The sequence below is a fragment of the Aeromonas sp. 600948 genome, from assembly GCF_049174875.1.
Taxonomy (GTDB): Bacteria; Pseudomonadota; Gammaproteobacteria; order Enterobacterales; family Aeromonadaceae; genus Aeromonas; species Aeromonas veronii_A.
Genome location: NZ_JAAKTY010000019.1, coordinates 19,618 through 36,875, shown reverse-complemented (window position 1 = coordinate 36,875; position 17,258 = coordinate 19,618). Strand labels below are relative to the sequence as shown.

At 58.1% G+C, this 17,258-nt stretch carries 17 protein-coding genes and 1 pseudogene; 5 read left to right on the top strand and 13 right to left on the bottom strand.

What is annotated here, in order from left to right; all coding sequences use genetic code 11:
- The first annotated feature begins 73 nt into the window (after positions 1-73).
- The gene (locus G5182_RS15355; protein ID WP_216952691.1) at positions 74-700 is read left to right on the top strand and encodes a glutathione S-transferase family protein; all 627 of its coding nucleotides are present in this window, start codon (positions 74-76) and stop codon (positions 698-700) included.
- Between the two features lie 64 nt (positions 701-764).
- Here G5182_RS15355 and G5182_RS15350 read toward each other — a convergent pair whose 3' ends face one another.
- Complete coding sequence (locus tag G5182_RS15350; RefSeq protein ID WP_216952690.1) at positions 765-1,664, bottom strand: DMT family transporter; 900 nt, start codon at positions 1,662-1,664, stop codon at positions 765-767.
- 72 nt (positions 1,665-1,736) lie between these two features.
- Positions 1,737-2,177, bottom strand: coding sequence for a DUF2214 family protein (locus G5182_RS15345; protein WP_216952689.1), 441 nt, complete (start codon positions 2,175-2,177; stop codon positions 1,737-1,739).
- Positions 2,178-2,260: 83 nt separating this feature from the next.
- Between G5182_RS15345 and G5182_RS15340 the strand changes: the two genes are divergently transcribed.
- Entirely contained in the window at positions 2,261-3,901 is a 1,641-nt protein-coding gene (locus G5182_RS15340) for a sensor domain-containing diguanylate cyclase (protein WP_421254510.1), read from the top strand.
- A 98-nt stretch (positions 3,902-3,999) separates the two neighbouring features.
- Here the strand turns inward: G5182_RS15340 and G5182_RS15335 are convergent, their stop codons facing one another.
- The 6 genes from G5182_RS15335 to G5182_RS15310 are packed head-to-tail and all read right to left on the bottom strand — an operon-like array spanning position 4,000 to position 9,264.
- Positions 4,000-4,653 (bottom strand): HAD family hydrolase, encoded by a 654-nt coding sequence (locus G5182_RS15335; RefSeq protein ID WP_421254509.1) that lies wholly within the window; start codon positions 4,651-4,653, stop codon positions 4,000-4,002.
- Positions 4,654-4,692: 39 nt separating this feature from the next.
- Positions 4,693-5,700, bottom strand: coding sequence for an ABC transporter ATP-binding protein (locus tag G5182_RS15330; RefSeq protein ID WP_421254508.1), 1,008 nt, complete (start codon positions 5,698-5,700; stop codon positions 4,693-4,695).
- 6 nt (positions 5,701-5,706) lie between these two features.
- Complete coding sequence (locus tag G5182_RS15325; protein WP_005355251.1) at positions 5,707-6,483, bottom strand: ABC transporter permease; 777 nt, start codon at positions 6,481-6,483, stop codon at positions 5,707-5,709.
- A complete protein-coding gene (locus G5182_RS15320) occupies positions 6,476-7,375 on the bottom strand; it encodes an ABC transporter permease (protein ID WP_216979680.1) in 900 nt (299 codons plus the stop codon). Before G5182_RS15320 ends, G5182_RS15325 begins: the two co-directional genes overlap by 8 nt.
- Positions 7,375-8,208 carry an alkaline phosphatase family protein gene (locus tag G5182_RS15315; protein WP_421254507.1) on the bottom strand — a complete coding sequence of 278 codons (834 nt, stop codon included), beginning with the start codon at positions 8,206-8,208 and terminating at the stop codon, positions 7,375-7,377. The genes G5182_RS15320 and G5182_RS15315 overlap by 1 nt, the downstream gene beginning before the upstream one ends.
- A 9-nt stretch (positions 8,209-8,217) precedes the next feature.
- The gene (locus tag G5182_RS15310; protein WP_047440511.1) at positions 8,218-9,264 is read right to left on the bottom strand and encodes an ABC transporter substrate-binding protein; all 1,047 of its coding nucleotides are present in this window, start codon (positions 9,262-9,264) and stop codon (positions 8,218-8,220) included.
- A gap of 264 nt (positions 9,265-9,528) precedes the next feature.
- Between G5182_RS15310 and G5182_RS15305 the strand changes: the two genes are divergently transcribed.
- Positions 9,529-10,293: a UTRA domain-containing protein gene (locus G5182_RS15305; protein ID WP_394817999.1), complete on the top strand. Its 765-nt coding sequence runs from the start codon at positions 9,529-9,531 to the stop codon at positions 10,291-10,293.
- 150 nt (positions 10,294-10,443) lie between these two features.
- Here the strand turns inward: G5182_RS15305 and G5182_RS15300 are convergent, their stop codons facing one another.
- Positions 10,444-11,208, bottom strand: coding sequence for a helix-turn-helix domain-containing protein (locus G5182_RS15300; protein WP_005336490.1), 765 nt, complete (start codon positions 11,206-11,208; stop codon positions 10,444-10,446).
- A 1,276-nt stretch (positions 11,209-12,484) separates the two neighbouring features.
- On the opposite strand from G5182_RS15300, the gene G5182_RS15295 reads away from it, so the two are divergent.
- A complete protein-coding gene (locus G5182_RS15295) occupies positions 12,485-13,111 on the top strand; it encodes a porin family protein (RefSeq protein WP_227341564.1) in 627 nt (208 codons plus the stop codon).
- Between the two features lie 75 nt (positions 13,112-13,186).
- On the opposite strand, the gene G5182_RS15290 is transcribed toward G5182_RS15295, so the two are convergent.
- Together G5182_RS15290 and G5182_RS15285 are read right to left on the bottom strand one after the other, a co-directional pair.
- On the bottom strand, positions 13,187-14,185 hold the full coding sequence (locus G5182_RS15290) for a sensor domain-containing diguanylate cyclase (protein WP_216952682.1): 999 nt from the start codon (positions 14,183-14,185) through the stop codon (positions 13,187-13,189).
- 190 nt (positions 14,186-14,375) lie between these two features.
- Positions 14,376-15,272, bottom strand: a complete 897-nt coding sequence (locus G5182_RS15285) for a helix-turn-helix transcriptional regulator (RefSeq protein ID WP_227341565.1) — start codon at positions 15,270-15,272, stop codon at positions 14,376-14,378.
- Positions 15,273-15,347: 75 nt separating this feature from the next.
- Here G5182_RS15285 and G5182_RS15280 point away from each other — a divergent pair, with 75 nt between their 5' ends.
- Complete coding sequence (locus G5182_RS15280; RefSeq protein WP_421205737.1) at positions 15,348-15,746, top strand: VOC family protein; 399 nt, start codon at positions 15,348-15,350, stop codon at positions 15,744-15,746.
- A 235-nt stretch (positions 15,747-15,981) separates the two neighbouring features.
- Here the strand turns inward: G5182_RS15280 and G5182_RS15275 are convergent.
- Both G5182_RS15275 and G5182_RS15270 read right to left on the bottom strand, forming a co-directional pair.
- Positions 15,982-16,737, bottom strand: a pseudogene (locus tag G5182_RS15275) (AAA family ATPase); the annotation flags it as partial.
- A 15-nt stretch (positions 16,738-16,752) separates the two neighbouring features.
- Positions 16,753-17,244 (bottom strand): ParA family protein, encoded by a 492-nt coding sequence (locus tag G5182_RS15270; protein ID WP_421254506.1) that lies wholly within the window; start codon positions 17,242-17,244, stop codon positions 16,753-16,755.
- Positions 17,245-17,258 lie beyond the last annotated feature (14 nt).

Here is a 17,258-nt window from a genome sequence, read left to right as displayed (position 1 = left end):
CTTTTTTTACTGCCGGTGAACCGCCCTCCTCACCCGCTCGTATACCCCATCCTGCCACCGAATCGAGGTCATTATGATAGTCCTGCACCACCTGAACAAATCCCGCTCCCAACGCATCATCTGGCTGCTTGAAGAGCTGGGCCTGCCCTATGAGATCAAGGCGTATCAGCGCGACACCACCACCTTTCTGGCGCCGCCCGAGCTCAAGGCCATCCACCCCCTCGGCAAGTCGCCGGTCATCGAGTTCGACGGCCGGGTACTGGCAGAATCGGGCGCCATCACCGAGTACCTGGTCGCCCGCTACGCCGCCGATCGGCTGGCTCCGGCACCAGATAGCCCGGAGTATCCCGAATACCTGCAGTGGCTCCACTTTGCCGAGAGCTCGGGGATTCTGCCGCTGCTGCTCGACATGTTTGTGCGCAAGGATGGCAGCCCGATGCGCTTCCTGCCGGACTACGCCAGGGCGGAGTGTGCCAAAGTGCTGGGCTACCTCAATGAGGTACTGGCGAATCGCCACTATCTGGTGGGGGATCGCCTCTCCGGCGCCGACATCATGAACTCCTTCCTGGTGGATCTGCTGGCGCAAAGCGGCCAGCTGGCCCACTTCCCGCATCTGCAAGCCTATTGGGAACGCCTCAATACCCATCCGGCCCGTCAGAAGGCGGTAGAGCTGGAGCACGAGCTGGATCAGCGCCCCTGACCCAACAGCCGCCATGCAAAACGCCCCGATAGTCGGGGCGTTTTTGTTATGCAGCGAGCGCGGTTTACTTGGTCGCAGGCACCTTGTCCCGGCGCGACTTCCACCACCAGCGCAGCCGGATCTGGGAGATCAGCATCCCCGCCAGCATCAGGGCGCAACCGGCAATGGCACGCTCGTCCAGCGTTTCATCCAGCAGCAATACGCCCCCCACGGCGGCAAAGACGGTCTCCAGACTGAGGATGATGGCGGCGTGGGCCGGATGGGCGCCCCGCTGCCCCAGCACCTGCAGGGTATAACCCACCCCGACCGACACCAGCCCGGCATAGAGCAGCGCCTGCCAGCCAGCTACTGCGCCAGCCACGGTCGGAGTTTCGATGACAAAGGCGGTGGCGAGACTGAGCAGGCCGCACACCACAAACTGCACACAAGCCAGCTTGATGGGGGCCACCCGGTTGGAGTAGTGATCCACCAGCAGCAGATGGATCGCCCAGAACAGGGCGCCAATCACCTGCAGCAGATCGCCAAAACCGATGGTGAACTCGTCGGTCACGCTCAACACATAGAGCCCGCTCAGGGCAATGAGGGCTCCAATCCAGGTATTGGTACCCGTCTTGTGCCGCAGCAGCAGCCCCAGTACCGGCACCAGAATGATGTAGAGCCCGGTGATGAAACCGGCCTTGGCGGCAGTGGTATAGAGCAGCCCCACCTGCTGCAGGGATGCGGCACAGAACAGCACCAGTCCGGCCAGCACACCACCGGTCAGCAATTGGCGATGGTCGCCAGTGGCGACCACTGGTTGACGGGATTTGAGCCACCAGAGCAGCGGCAGCAGGGAGAAGGCACCGAGCAGAAAGCGCAGGCCATTGAAGGTATAGGGCCCCATATGATCCATCCCGAGGCGCTGGGCGACAAAGCCCATACCCCAGATGGTGGCAGCCATCAGCAACATCAGATTGGAGCGCATGGCGATTCTTCCTTAAATCGGCGCGTGACGGGTTATCCAATCCAAGATACCTGCCTCCCTACCCTCTTGTCTTTAGAGCGATAGCTGTTTTGTCAGCACGGCCAGCAGGGCGACCATTACCAGATTGCCCCGCAGGATCCAGACCACCCGGAAGTACTGCTGGATCGAGATCATCGGCGCCTTGCCCAGACGCAGGGCACGACGCCAGCGATAGAAGAGGCGACTGGGATAGTCGAGGGAGCCGACAATCAGCAGAAACAACCCCACTTTGAGACCGTGGGCAGGATGAGCAAAGAGCTGCGCCACCGAGCTGGCGTGTTCGAGGGCCAGCAGACAACCGGTGGCAAAGATGGAGAAGAGCGCCAGCGCCGCCACCGCATCTGCCAGCAGCAGACGGTGTACCCGCAACATATTCAGGCCGCGACGAAAGATCAGATACTCGACACAGAGCGCCAGGACCAACAGCATGATGCCGCCGTAGTGAGCCATCAGGAGCAACGTGGGGTTCAGCATTGAACGGATCTCATTTTCTGCCTTTAGACGGGCGGGACGGCATCATATATGCTGGTGACACCCGAGCTGAAAAGGATCTGTGCATGTCCCCCGCCAAGCCCAAGCACACTTGGTCTTTAATCACCCGCATGCGGCTGGGCCTCCTCCTGCTCTTTATTCCCGTAGTGTTGCTCGGCAGCATCTACTACCTGCATATGGAACGTACCCTGCGCCTCGAGCAGCAACAAAACCTGATTGCCCGCAACACCCAATATCTCCATACCCTGCTCGAACCCTATCTGGAGACCCTCAAACGCCAGTTTACGCTTATTTATCAGCAGGTAAATTATCAGGATTTCAGCGGCCCAGAGATCCTTAACGGCGAGCGCTACCTGCAACAGTGGCAGGCCTATCACGAGGTGATGGAGCTCGACTACGTCTATGTAGGAACCGAGCATCGCCAGATGCTGATCCACCCCACCTGGCAGGCGGACGAGAAGTTCGATCCCAGAACTCGCCCCTGGTATCTGCTGGCAGCCAGCCACCCGAACCGGATCGTCTGGACCGATCCCTATTACGACTACACTCTGGGTACCCTCACAATGGCGCTGGCTCGGGTAATTCAAGACCCTGACGGCAAGCGAGTGGGGGTGCTCTCCCTCGATACCCAGCTCACCCCGCTCGCCAACTGGCTCAACAACCGGCATGAACAGAGCCATCATCTGGGCAAGGGCTATCAGATCCTGATCAACCATGACGGGCTGGTGCTGGCTCACCCGGATCGCGAACAGGTATTCAAACCGCTCACCCACCCTGAATGGCTGGCACACATGCAACAGCCGCAAGGTTTCTTCCTCGATAATGCCAGCGGCATGATGGTCTCCTACTACCGTGTCCCCGAGCAGCGCTGGTTCCTGCTCAGTGTCGAGCCCACCGCCAGCATGCAGCAGGTGATCGACAGCGTCTCCATCAACGTGCAGCTGATGATTGCCGTTGCCTGCTTTTTCTATCTGCTGCTAGCCCTGCTTTGGGCCCGCTACTTCCGCCGCATGCTGGGGGAGATTACCCTGTTGATCCGCACCAGCCGCTCTGGCGGGACTGCCTATCATGGCAGCCGCATGCTGGAGCTGGCCAAGGTCTATGAAGAGATGGATGCCGCCAGTCAGGACTTTGCCCAGATCCGCCAGCAAGCCAATCAGGACAAACTCACCGGTCTCTACAACCGCCGCTTCTTCGACGAGTGCCTGCAGAGACAGCTCAGCAGCGGTGCCCCCTTCCTAGTAGTGATGTTCGATCTCGATAACTTCAAACAGGTCAACGACACCTTTGGCCACCAAACAGGGGATATAGTGCTCAAACGGGTGAGCAAGCTGGGCATGAAAATGTTTGACCAGTGGGGCTGGCTCTGTCGTTACGGTGGCGAGGAGCTGGTGCTGATCTTGCGCCTGGAGATGCAAATGAGTGAGGCCACCTCGCTGCTGGAGAGCTTCAGACTTGCGGTCACTCAACTGGAGTGGCGAGAGCCGGAACTGACCATTACCCTCAGCGGCGGGGTGGCCTTGAGCCACTCCGGGCTCTCGACCAAGGAGCTGATAGAACTGGCCGACAGCGGGGTTTATCAGGCCAAGCGGGAGGGGAAAAATCGCATCTGCTTCCCCCAGCGTCGCACCTGCGACGTGACGGAAGAGGATCCTTCCCCTAACCTTGATTCTACCCGGCGGCCCCCCCGGCAGGAGGGGGGGTGAGCACAACCGGGGGAAAGAGACAAGGGAGAGGCAACTGCCTCTCTCAGTTGTTTATGTCGCTATTCTTGCCGTGCTTTAAGCCTGTTTGAGCACGCGACTCAGCGCCGCCACTCCCACACCGGCCAGCCCAGCTCCTCGGCTTGCTGGCGCAGCGCGGGGGCAGGATTGACCGCATGAGGATGGCTCACCGCCCGCAGCATGGGCAGATCGTTGTGAGAGTCGCTATAACCAAAGCTCCCCAGCCAGAGATGGTCCCTGCCTGCAAACAGCTGGTTGATGCGGGCCACCTTGCCCTCGCGAAAGCTGAGGGTGCCGCGAGTCTGGCCGGTCAGCATCCCCTCCTCCTCATCGAGCAGGATGGCGACGCAGTGATCCATCCCCAGCATCTTCGCCATGGGGGCCACCAGATGCTCGCCGGAGGCGGAGATGAGCACCAGATCGTCGCCCCGCTCCCGATGCCATTCGATACGCGCCAACCCCTCGAGGTAGAGGCGCTCGCGCAGCACCTGCTCGGCAAAGCGGGTAGAGAGCGAGTCGAGCCACTGGCGCGTCTTGCCCGCCAGCGGTTGCAGGGTGAAGGCCATGTACTGGTGCATGTCCATCTTGCCCTGATGGTAGAGGGACATCATGGCCTGCTCCTCCGCGATCATGCTGGCGGGCGCCAGCTCCTCGGCCACCATGTACTCCAGCCAGAGGCTGGCGGAATCCCCCGCAATCAGGGTCTCGTCCAGATCAAACAGTGCCAGTGCCATGAGGGCTCCTTGCAGTGAAAATGGAAATGAAATGCGGCCTCATGCTACCTCACAGAGTTGATCCCGGGCCACCGCCAGGGTCACGGCACTGCCGGTGGCCAGCAGATCGCCAGCCGAACGGTTGAGGCAATCCACCGTCAACAGCCCCGCCTCGCACTCCACCTGATAGCGGATCACGTTACCGAGCAGCTGTTGCTGGCGAACGATGCCGGGCAGGCTGGGTTCGCTGCTGGTCGCCCCGGCGGGCAGCAGGGTAATGGACTCCGGCCGCAGTGCCAGCTTGCCCTGAAAACGGGGGCCGAACAGCGACTTGCCCTGCTCGGCGCCAAGCAGGTTGTAGTTGCCGATAAAGCCCGCCACAAACTCGCTGGCGGGGCGGGTATAGATCTCCTCCGGCGTGCCGCTCTGGACGATGGATCCCTTGTTCATCAGGAAGATCCGATCCGACATGGTGAGCGCCTCCTCCTGATCGTGGGTCACGAAGATGGTGGTGAGCTCGAGGCGCTGCTGGATCTCGCGGATCTGCTGGCGCAGGCTGCGGCGGATGCGGGCATCCAGCGCCGAGAGCGGCTCGTCCAGCAGCAGGATCCGTGGCTGCACCACCAGAGCCCGGGCCAGCGCCACCCGCTGGCGCTGGCCGCCGGAGAGCTCGGCCGGATAGCGGCGCTCGAAACCGGTCAGCTCCACCAGCGCCAGCGCCTCTTTCACGCTGGCCGCCAGCTCCCGCCCCGGCTGGGGTTTCATCTTGAGGCCGAAGGCGACGTTTTCCCACACCGTCATGTTGGGGAACAGCGCATAACTCTGGAACACCATGCCAATGCCCCGCTTCTGGGGTTCCTGCCAGGTGATATCTTCACCGGCCACCCGCACCTGACCGCCATCCACCGGAGTGAGCCCGGCCAGCGCCCTCAGCAAGGTGGACTTGCCACAGCCGGAGGGGCCGAGCAGGGTCACCAGCTCCCCCTTGCGAATGCCGAATTCGATCCCCTCGAACACCGGCGTATCGCCGTAGGATTTATGCAACTGATTGACTTCTAAATGAAACATCTTGGATCACCGATGAAATCTGTTGGCCGCCCAAGTGAGCAGCAGGGTCAGCAGGAAGTAGCTCATCACCAGCGCACTGGTGAAGTGGCCAGAAGTGGCGCGCATGTTGTAGAGGTAGACCTGCAGGGTCTCGTAACGGGTGCCCACCAGCATGTTGGCAAACACGAACTCGCCGAGCAGGAAGGAGAGCGAGAGAAACAGCGCCGCCAGCAGCCCCTTGCGCAGACAAGGGATCACCACCAGCAGGAAGGCGCGCCGACTACTGGCCCCCAGCAGATGGGCGGCATCCATCAAATCCCTGAGCGGTACCCCTTGCAGGCTGTTGGCCAGCGCCCGATACATAAAGGGGAGCACCACGGTGAACCAGGTGCCGATCAGGATCCACGGCGTGCCGATGATGGGCAGAACGCCATCGGCGTAGATCTGCAGCAGCCCCACTGACGAGACCACAGGTGGCACCGCGAAGGGGAGCAGGATCAACAGGTTCATCCAGGGATCCAGCTTTGGGAAGTAGTAAGCCACCACCAGCACGGTCGGTACCAGCACCAGGGTCCCCAGCAGCAGAGTGGCGAAGCAGACCAGGAGGCTGCGGCCAAACGCCGCCAGAAAGCGCGGATCGCCCCACAGCTTGAGATACCAGTCGAGGGTGAAGCCATCCGGCAGCAGGGTCGCCCCCCAGCGGGTGGAGATGGAGTAGAGAAACGTGGCCAGCAGCGGCAGCAGCAGGGTGGCGACCAGCCCACCCAGCACCCACTTGGGCCAGCGCGGCGTCAAATCATGCATGGGATTGCCCCTTGTTCACATAGCTCTTTTTCAGCAGCCACTGGTTGGCGGCCGTCACTACCCCCAGCAGCACCATCAGGATCACCGCCAGCGCCGCCGCCATATTGGGTTCGAGGAAAATATCGCCGGAGACCAGACTGGCCACCCGGATGGTCACCAGATTGAAGTTTCCGGTGGTGAGGGCGTAGGCGGAGGCATAAGCCCCCACCGCGTTGGCAAACAGGATGATCAGGGTGCCGAGCAGCGCAGGTGTCAGCACCGGCAGTGCCACGTGCCACACATATTGTCCCTTGCTCGCGCCGAGCAGCGCGGCAGCCTGTGGCCACTCATCCTGCAGCGCATCGAACGCCGGATAGAGCAGTAGCAGAGCGAGCGGGATCTGGAAGTAGGTGTAGATGAGGATAAGGCCGCTACCCGAGTAGAGGTTGAAGCCGTCGATGAGGCCCCAGGATTTGAGCAGCAGAGTGACCGCACCGTTGATGCCGAGAATGATGATAAAGGCGAATGCCAGCGGCACCCCGCTGAAGTTGCCAGTCATGGTGACGAAGGCCAACAGTACCCGCTTGACCCGCTCGCCGCTGTGGCGCAGCGCCGCCGCCCCGAGGGTGCCGATGGCAAGCCCCGCCAGACTGGCGATACCGGCAATGCGCAACGAGTTGCCGAACGATTGCAGGTAGAAGGGGGAGCTCAAAATCTCCCGGTAGTAGTCAAGGCCCCAACCATCTGGGGTCTGAAAGCTGCCCACCAGCACCCACACCATGGGAGCGAGCTGGAACAGGATCATCAAGAGGATAAACGGCAGCAGCACCAGCGCGGGCAGCCAGTGGCGGCGCACCTTCTGCTTGGTTGCCACAGGTTGATCCGCGAGGATCTCGGTGGTTGCAGGCATCATCAGTGCACCTCACGCATAAAGGCCGCCTTGAGCAGCGGTGGCGCTGCCGGCTTGTCGTGGGAAACCCCCAGCAGATCGGCCATCAGGGCGCAGAGCTGGGTCTGGGCAATCGCCACCCCATCCGGCCAGCGCTCGATAAAGGCATCGCCAAACAGCCAGAGTGGCACGGTGCGCTCTTCCGGCAGGGTGCCGCCGTGGCTCAGATCGTTGTTCATGCCGTGATCCGAGGTGATCACCACCTGATATCCCTCAGCCAGCCACTGGGGCAGCAGATCGGCCAGCAGGCTGTCCATGCGGCGCGCCTGATTGCGGTACTGGCGGGAATCGAGGCCAAACTTGTGGCCCGCATCGTCCACCCCCATCGGGTGGATCAGCAGAAAATCGGGATCGTACTGGCTGCGCAGCCATTCCCCATCCATCAGCAGATGGCTGTCGGGATAGTTGTCATCCCAGTAGAAGCAGCCGTGCTGGATGGGCAACTGCTCGTCATGAGTAAAGCGATCACGGGCAGCCAGCCAGGGGCTGCGGTTGTAGAGTTCGCTCACCCAATGGTAGGCCGCCGCTGCGGTGCGTTTACCCGCGGCGCGGGCCAGATGGAAGATGGAGTCATGCAGACTGAGGCGACTCACCCCGTTGTGGGTGATGCCGCTCACCACCGGCGGCACGCCGGTCAGGATGCACTCGTAGAGAGGCCGAGAGAGAGACGGCAGGGCAGCATTCAGGGTCGTATGCAGGCCCCGCCCCGCCTCCACCATGCCACCGAGGTAGCCCATGGTGTGGGCTACCTCGGCTGCCAGACCATCCACAAGTACCACTATCACCTTGTGTTGCACTGGATTCCCTTACTGCATGTTGATCATGACGGTTTCTTGCCACTGGCGCGGCAGGGCTTTGGAGCTCTGCTCCCAGGCGGCGTGATCCTGCACCGGCTTGGCATTGGCGTACTGCTCGGCTGGCAGCAGCTTGGCCTTCACATCATCCGGCAGGGTCACGTTGCTGCGGATCGGGCGGGCGTAGCCGCGGGCCAGGTTGATTTGACCGGCATCGGAGAGGATGTATTCACGGGCCAGTTTGGCGGCGTTGGGGTTCTTGGCCCACTTGTTGATGATGGTGGTGTAACCGGCGATGACGGAACCGTCGCTTGGGATCACCACATCAAACTTCTTGGGGTCGATCTGGTCGCGGTAGTTGAGGGCGTTGAAGTCCCACAGCACACCCACTTCCACCTCGCCCTTCTCGATATTGGCGATGGTGGGATCGTTCAGGGAGAGACGACCCTGCTTGGCCAGCTGACCGAACAGCTCCAGTGCAGGTTTCAGATTCTTCTCGCTACCGCCGGTGGCATAGGCCGCCGCCAGCACGCCGTTGTTGGCCTGGGAGGCTACGCCCACATCACCCAGGGTCACCTTGTAGTCGCCACCCAGCAGGGATTGCCAGCTGGTGGGAGCGGCCTTGACCAGATCCTTGTTGATCAGGAAGGCGATGGTGCCGGTATAAGCCAGCATCCAGTGACCGTCCGCATCCTTGGCCCAGTTGGGAATGTCAGCCCAGGTGGAGGGCTTGTAGGGTTGGGTAACACCCTGCTTGACCGCAACCGGACCGAAGGCGCCGCCCACGTCGCCGATATCGGCGGTGGCATTGGCCTTCTCGGCGGCGAACTTGGCGATCTCCTGCGCCGAGCTCATGTCGGTATCCTGATGCTTGATGCCGTAGATGCTGCCCAGCTGCTGCCAGGTATCCTTCCAGTTGGCCCAGCTGTCGGGCATGCCGATGCTGTGGAGCTGGCCCTCGCCGCGAGCGGCCTTCTCAAGATCTGCAATATTTTCGGCGGCAAACAGCGGTTGACTGATGGCCACCAGAGCCAGTGCACTTGCGATCACGCTTTTCATCATCCCATCCCTCTGGACTAGGTCAGTTAAGGTTCGAGAGGGATGCTAGAGGGGAAATATGACGGTCGCGGGGCGCTTTGATGGCAGTTTGATGACAATCACCCTGTCATGGCGCTGTCATCCACAGCGGTTACAACTCTGAACCCGAGTGAGGCTGGACTACTCCAGTAAGGGATTGGCCAGCCACCCGCCTTCTGAATAAGCAACAGGGACAAGAGTGTGACCGAGCCGAGATTGAGCGAGCAGAGAGTGAACGAACAGAGCATGGCCGATGGCCGCTCCTCCTCCAAGTGCGAACAGATTTGCCAGACCCTACGCCGCTATATCGGCAGCGGCCAATTGGGGGCCGGGCAGCAGCTGCCCGCCGAACGGGCCCTGAGCGAACGCTTCGCCACCACCCGCATCACCATCAAGGAGGCGCTCTCCAGCCTCGAAGCGGACGGCCTTATCTACCGGGCCGAGCGGCGCGGCTGGTTTGTGGCGCCACCCCGCCTCACCTACGATCCCGCCATCCACACCCACTTTCACCAGTGGATCGGCGAGCAGCAACGCACCGCCGAAACCCGGGTGCTGGCCCACGGCAGCGAACTTGCCAGCAGCGAACTGTGCCGCTGGATGGGGCTGGAACCCTTCACTCCACTTTATGAGATCCGCCGCCTGCGCCTGATCGACGGTCGCCCGGTGCTCCACGTCAGCCACCACCTGCTGGCGAGCCGCTTTCCCGATATCGCCAGCGCGCCGCTGGCCAGCTCCCTCACCGAGCTCTATCAGCAGCGCTATGGCATAGGCCAGGGTGGGGCGAGTCTCGAGATCACCCCCTCGGCGGCGCGCGGCGCCATCGCCCGCGCCCTCAATCTGGCGGAGGGGAGCGCGGTGCTGCGGCTGGTGCGGGTCAACTACGACGAGCGAGGCGGTCTGGTGGATTGCGATATCGAGCACTGGCGGCCGGATGCCATCCGCATTTGTCTGGATACGCGAGCATTGCAGCCGCTCGCAGGCAAGCTGCAACAAACCCGGGTCGCCGATTAGGGAAAATATCCAGAGCACTGTCGAGCACAGTGGCGATCCGCATCTGCCTCGATAACCGGGTGCTGCAACCGGTCGCAAGCAGATCGCATACCGTTCAACTCACGGAATAACCAGACTCCAACATGGCGGATCCCGCAGGATCCGCCGGGATCAGTTGTCGATATTGGGGATCATGTCGTCGAAGCTCTGGTAGCCGCAGTCGGCCAGTTGCAGCGACATGGTGTAGGTCTTGGCGTGCTCCTGCTGGCCGATGGCGGGGCGGTTGAGCTTGATCTCCTGATGCCAGTACTCCTTCATCCGGTCGATCAGCGCCATCGCCTCCCCCTCGTTGAGGTGCAACTGGCAGAGCGCCATATAGTTGTTCGACTTGTGCATGTTCTCCACCAGATACTCCCCCAGCACCGACATCGCCTGCCGTGCCTGCTGGCGGGCGAAACGGCTGTGCTGCTCGAAGCTGATCCGCTCGCTGATCAGGAAGTGGTAACTGTTGTCGATACCAAGCTGCAAAATGCCGAGCTTCTCCAGCTTGCGCAGATAGAGGTAGCAGGAGGCATCGGTCAGGCCGTACTCCCGCTTGAGATCGATCAGCGTCTTGTCGCGCCAGAAGATATTGGCGAGAAAAGCGTAGAGCCCCGGCTCATTGTGAAACGCCTCGTCCTGCTCCTGGGTAAAGACGGCGCGGCGGCTCTGGGCGTCCTGAGTGCGATCCAGCAACTCCTCGAACGAGAGACCCACCAGATGGCAGATCTCCAGCAGAGTATCAAACGGCAGCGAGGGCTTGTTCATCATCCGTTTCACGGTCGCGATGGAGACACCCATGGCTTCTGCCAGGGTCTGATAGCGGATCCCCTTGTCGGTCAGGGTCTTCTTCAGGGTGTCGAGAATATTGTTGGCCAAGGTCTGGCTGTAGGTCATGCCACTCTTCCTTGTTATCGCACTTTCATTGCATGGTTATGCCGAGTCAGCTTCTGACCTGTTTTTACCTTCAAGGCTCAGATATTGACACCGAAAAAACAGCCTAGAGAAAAAATCGCCTACAACGCCCATCAGGACAGACCAGTTGAACGATGAGGTCGCAAAATCTGACACCAGACAGTGCATATCTTTCAACCCGCAAACATTTTGCTAGTGCTGCATAGAACATCGCGCATAATCGAAACGTATCGAATTCAAGACCCTTCCTGGTTGAGAAATCGATTGTTTGCTTCCAAATTTTTATCTTTTAAACCGCAAGGTTTTTTCTCTTTCCTGGCATTGGGCGGCGCTGATAGCACCGCCCTTTTCTTTTCCCTGAATTCGCAGGTCAGGTCAAGGGTCCCGGCAAGGGGAAGTGTCACAGGCCACCCGCCGCCCACTGATGCGCCAGCCACTACGACCTCTCTGGCAAGGTATCCTAAACGATCCTTAATACCGTCTCATTGCCATTAAATATATTTAAATGGCTTACTTGGAAAGCTTCACTCAATATAAAAACAAATATAATCAAGTAATTTAAAACATCAAAAACTTATCTTTTAAATGGCTTGCATATATAAGCAAACAAAATTAATCGGGCCGCACGCCCCATATCTGCTTATCACACCCCATGCCCACCCCAACAACTGCTACCGGGTGAAGAGAAAAGCCACCCACAAGCGCCCATTCGCGTATCTGGTGGGTAGCATAGCCCACGCAAAAACAGCCTCAAAAGACCACCAAAAGTTACAATGGGAACAATCCCAAACCTCAAAAAGAGCAAAAAACAGGCAAAGAGAGAAATTTTTTTCTCACGGTTTCACCTTGTGATGGGTTCAAAAAATCATCGAAAAGAACCTGATGCCAATCAGTGACATCTGAGATGCCAATTTTTAGACGGCTCATCATGGCCACGCTCGAATGAAAATTAAATGCTGATAAAAATCAATCACATATAATCAAAATAGAACTCGCAGCCGGTCATTTTCCTCACCAGTTAATTATTTAAACCTCAATAAAGCTAAAACTCTAATAACACCATTTATTAAACAAAATGGCCCTGCTTGCAGCCAGTCATATTTATAATGATGGGGAAACCACTCTCTTGTTATTCAGAAATGTGCTGACTATACTGCGGCCCCTCTGTGAAAGCAGAGCGATGACGGAAATATAAAAAGCTTCATGGATTGAGCAATATAAATTACACGCAGTTCACGCAACACAAGGTTATTTATCCATGAACAAGTTTAATAAAATTGCCGCTTTCTCCCTGCTTGCTCTGGCCATGAATGGCGGCGCCCATGCCGAAGGCTGGTATGCAGGTCTGGATCTGACCACCTCCAAGATGGATCTCGACGGTGACCTCCAGCGCGCCTATGACGCCAAAGTGATCGACGACCAGCTCGACGGCGGCAGCCTGATCGTCGGTTACAGCTTCAAACCCTGGCTGGCCATTGAAGGTGGCCTGCACGCCCAACAGATGGAGCAGCTGATCTGGGTGACCTCTCAGGGGGCAACCGGTTTTGCCGACACCACCATCGAAACCCGCAGCATCAGCCTGGCCGCCAAGCTGAGCCAGCCGCTGGCCTGGGGCTTCAGCGCCTATGCCAAACCGGGTATCGCCTACACCCGCACCGAATTGGAAGTTGTCGGCAACGCCACCTTCCTCGGTTTCAGCGATCAGGTAAGCAAGAGCGCAACCAAGAGCAAGGTACACCCCAATCTGGAAGTAGGTCTGGACTACGCCTTCAACGACCACTTCTCTGCCGGTATCGGTTACGAGCGCCAGTTCGACGCCCTGAGCCTGGGTGATGAGCACTACTCTCTGGATACCCTCAAGCTGGGTCTGCGCTACCACTTCTAAGTCGCGCCGCGTCAGTAACAATGCAAAAGGGCCACAGGTTTCACGCCTGCGGCCCTTCTATTGGCTGATGTGCCATCAGCAGATCTGATTCTTGCCCTGCTGCTTGGCCTGATAGAGCGCCCGATCGGCACGCACCATCAGACTCTCCTTCTGCTCACCCTGCTGATACTCCGCCACTCCGAAGCTCATGGTGGTGACACCGCGGGGACAGATGGGGTTCGTCACCATCAACGCCTGAAACTTGTTCGCCACCACCAACGCATCTTCACGGCCGGTATTGGGCAGCAGCACCATAAACTCGTCGCCACCCCAACGAGCCAGCAGATCAATCTCGCGGATATGGTCGCGCACCAGCGCCACTATGTTGATCAGGGTCTGATCCCCGATATTGTGGCCATAGCTGTCATTGATCTGCTTGAAGTTGTCCACATCCATGGCAATCACGGTAAAAGGCAAGTGAAAGCGGCGCGCCCGTTCGCACTCCAGCTGCAACGCCCGCTCCAGCCGATAGCGGCTGGCGGCACCGGTCAGGGCATCAGTCTCCGCCAGCTGACGATTCTCCTCCACCCTCTGTTGCAGTGCCTCGTTGACTCGCACCAGCTCGGCGGTGCGCTCCGCCACCAGTTGCTCCAGCGACTGATTGCGCAGCTCCAGCTGCTCCAGCAGCAACTTGCTGGCGTGGATATTGCGATGGGCGCCGATCATCCGCGCCACAGACCCATCGGGATTGCGCTCTATGATGCGGCCGCAATCCTCGATCCAGATATAGTCTCCGCCGCGACTGCGGCAGCGATACTCGACCCGGTAGTCGGGGGCTGCGCCGCTCAGATAGGCATCGAAGCTCGCCATCACCCGATCCATGTCGTCGGGGTGGATCACACTCTCCCAGGTGAAGACATTGTTGCCTAGAGTATGGGGCTCGTAGCCCAGCATCCGGTACCAGCCCGGGTTGCGATAGACGAAACCGGTGTTGGCATTCCAGTCCCAGATGCCATCGCTGATCACCTCGAGAATGCCATGTACCACGGCTTCGCTGACATCCGAGATCCTGATCGTGTCGCTGTCCTGCAGCATGGGAGACCATCCTTGTATTGCCGCCCCGCTGGGGCGCGGGGCATTCCAGCCTGATGTTGAGAAATGATAGCGGCAGACGGCTGCACAGTCCGCTATCCGTTGATCGATGAAAACCGCCACTACTTGTTCCGGTTATCGGCCGCCATCGGGTTCGTCTGAATAACATTAGCAACCAGTGTGGCTCAATATTTCACCCTTGTCCGGTTTTAAAGGCAGGATGATGCAGGTTGCGATAGTGGCTGGGCGCCAGGCCATGCTGGCGTTTGAAGGCGGTGGAGAAGTGGTACTCGTTCTTGAAGCCGCACTGCTCGGCCAGCAGCTTCACCGGGTCGGCCCGGCTGGCCAGCAAGAGCGCCGCCCGCTGCAGCCGCAGCCGTTGCAGCAGCGCCATGGGCGCCAGCGCGAAGTGCTGCTGGCAGAGCCGGTAGAGCTGGCGCTCGGAGAGATGCAGGGCGCCAGCCATGCGCGCTATGTCCCACGGCTCGGTCAGCGCCTCTTTGAGCAGCAATTCGAGGCGCAGCGCCAGCCGCTCGCCACGCCGCTGCCCCTCCCCCTTTTGCAACAGACGGCGCAAGTAAAAGCCGAGCTGCTCAACCAGCAGGGCGCTGAGCAGCGGGTCCTGATGGCGCTCCTGCTCCGCATAGAGGTTCTCGAGCGTGCGCAGCACGGTAGCCTGCTGGGAGGTACAACCGAGCCGGGGGTGGCTGGCGAAGGCATCCCAGGGGGAATCCTTGTGCAGCAGCAGCCACACCAGCTCCCACTCACTCCCCTTATTCACCTGCTGGTTCAACGGCTCACTCAACTGATAGCAGAGTGGCTCCCCGGCTGGGATCAGCGCCCACTCCCCGGCCTGCAACCGCTCGCGGCGATCGCCCACCTGCACCTCCCCCTCACCGCCCAGGGTCAGCAGAAAACAGTGCATATCGGCAAAGCGGCGCGCGATGCGGTAGCGGGTCTTGAGACGGGAATAGCCCGCCAGCCACACCTGCTCCTGTGCGAGGGCCGGCAGCAGACTGTCGCAACAGATCTGCTCGCGGCAGTCGGGGGAGACATCGATAATCTCGGTGTTGGCAGTTTCAGACATCATCAGGACGGGCTCAGCCATGTCGAAGGGACAGGCCCCAGCATAGCATTAAGGGCATCGAGTCACAGGAGACCAGCCATGCATATCCATCACGTCGCCATCTGGGCGCAGGATCTGGAGGCACTCAAGGCATTCTACTGCACCCTGTTTGGCGGGCAGGCCAATGAGCGCTATCACAACCCGAGCAAACAGTTCAGCTCTTACTTCGTGCGTTTCGAAGGGGGCGCCAGCCTGGAGCTGATGCACATCCCCATACTGTTTCCGGCAGATCTCACTCTGCCACACCCGTTGCAGGGGCTGGCCCACCTCGCCTTCTCCCTCGGCAGCGTGGAGGAAGTGGACAAGATGACCGCCCGCCTCAAGCTGCTCAAGGGCGCCGAAGTGAAACACCTGGACGGCCCCCGCTGGACCGGCGACGGCTATTACGAGAGCACCTTCCTCGACCCGGAAGGCAACCGGCTGGAGCTGACCATCTAATACCTGAATGCTCCCCTCACCCTGGCCCTCTCGTAAGTTCGATTAGCGAAGCGTAATCGGACAACGGTAACGGCATTGCTCCCTTCTCCCGTTTATTAAAAAAGGAGGAGAAGGGCTGGGGATAAGGGAAAGGAAAAAGAGATTTCGCGGTAAACGTTGGGCTTCGCTACGCTCGCCACAACCTACACAATCGGTAGATTGGTGCTGAGCCTGCGAAATCTAAATTTGTGATTAGTTAATGGTTTTCCACGATATATCTCTCAAGTTTTTCTTTCAAACGATCATCATTAACCCAATCTAGTGGGTCCAAATCTCGAATAGACGCTTTATTGGATGCTCGTATAAATGCGTAACACTCAGCGAAGACACGGTCAGCATAAGTCATAACTCTCTCAAGATGATCATCTCCTAAGCGAGCCAACATATTCATAACAAAAAACTGATACTTGAATTTTGTTACTTCATAGTCGCTTCTGTTCCCCCTTACCGTAGCCCGATCCTCATTATCAATATGTTCATAACTAGGGATATCCCACATGGGCAACTTATATGATTGTGCCATTCCCGCCAATGTATTATGTGTATGCATAATAGCTGTGTTTCCTATTGGCAAATCAACATATTTATCATTGAGCTCTACAAGAGCTGATTCTGGCATAGATTTTCTTATTGCGTGAGGAATTTGTAATGCGTGCTTATAATGACCAATAGCAAGATCCCATTCGTTGTCATTGTCGCTTCTTTTTTTTGCATTATATATCAGATAACCAATCAATTTTGCTTGTGCCTTGGGGAGCTCGTCATTGTATTGGCCATCAAGCATATAGTGAATTCGCTCAAATTCTTTATTCCATTCTGATATAGCTGTGCCAATGTTTTTTACCCCGTAAAGAGAAAATAAATCTGGTAGACATGGAACAATAAATCCGTCTGCTGTTGAAATCGCAACTTTATTCATTGCGCCCAGATTTGGAGATGTATCAAAAAATACGAAATCATAATTATATTATTTTGCATAATCTTCAGCCAGCTTTCTAAATGCGGATATAGTTCTGATTGCGAGAGGTTCTCGACTCGCGACACCATTCCATCTAGATGATATAGTATTTTCGTAGCTATACATACTTGGCCGACCGGGGATTATATGGAAGTTTTCTCTAACTTCTACCGGCGGAACTAAATTATCAAATCCTGTCGCACCATCCTGAATTGGCTTAAGAATAAAGTGGACTGATCGTGGGCTCTTTACAAACTCGGAAAAAACTTTTTCACCAACCCTATCTCTTTCTTTTGCAATATCAAATATATATGCCTCTTCTTCTCCCCACAACTTTTCAATATACTCTTCATCAATAGAATATATCGTAAAATTACACTGTGGGTCTACATCAACAACCAGAACTTTATATCCTAAACCAGCAAGAGATGTTGCGACATTATATCCAAGCGTTGTTTTCCCAACACCGCCTTTGTTGTTAAATATTGATATCGTTTTCATTTCAACCTCTTAAA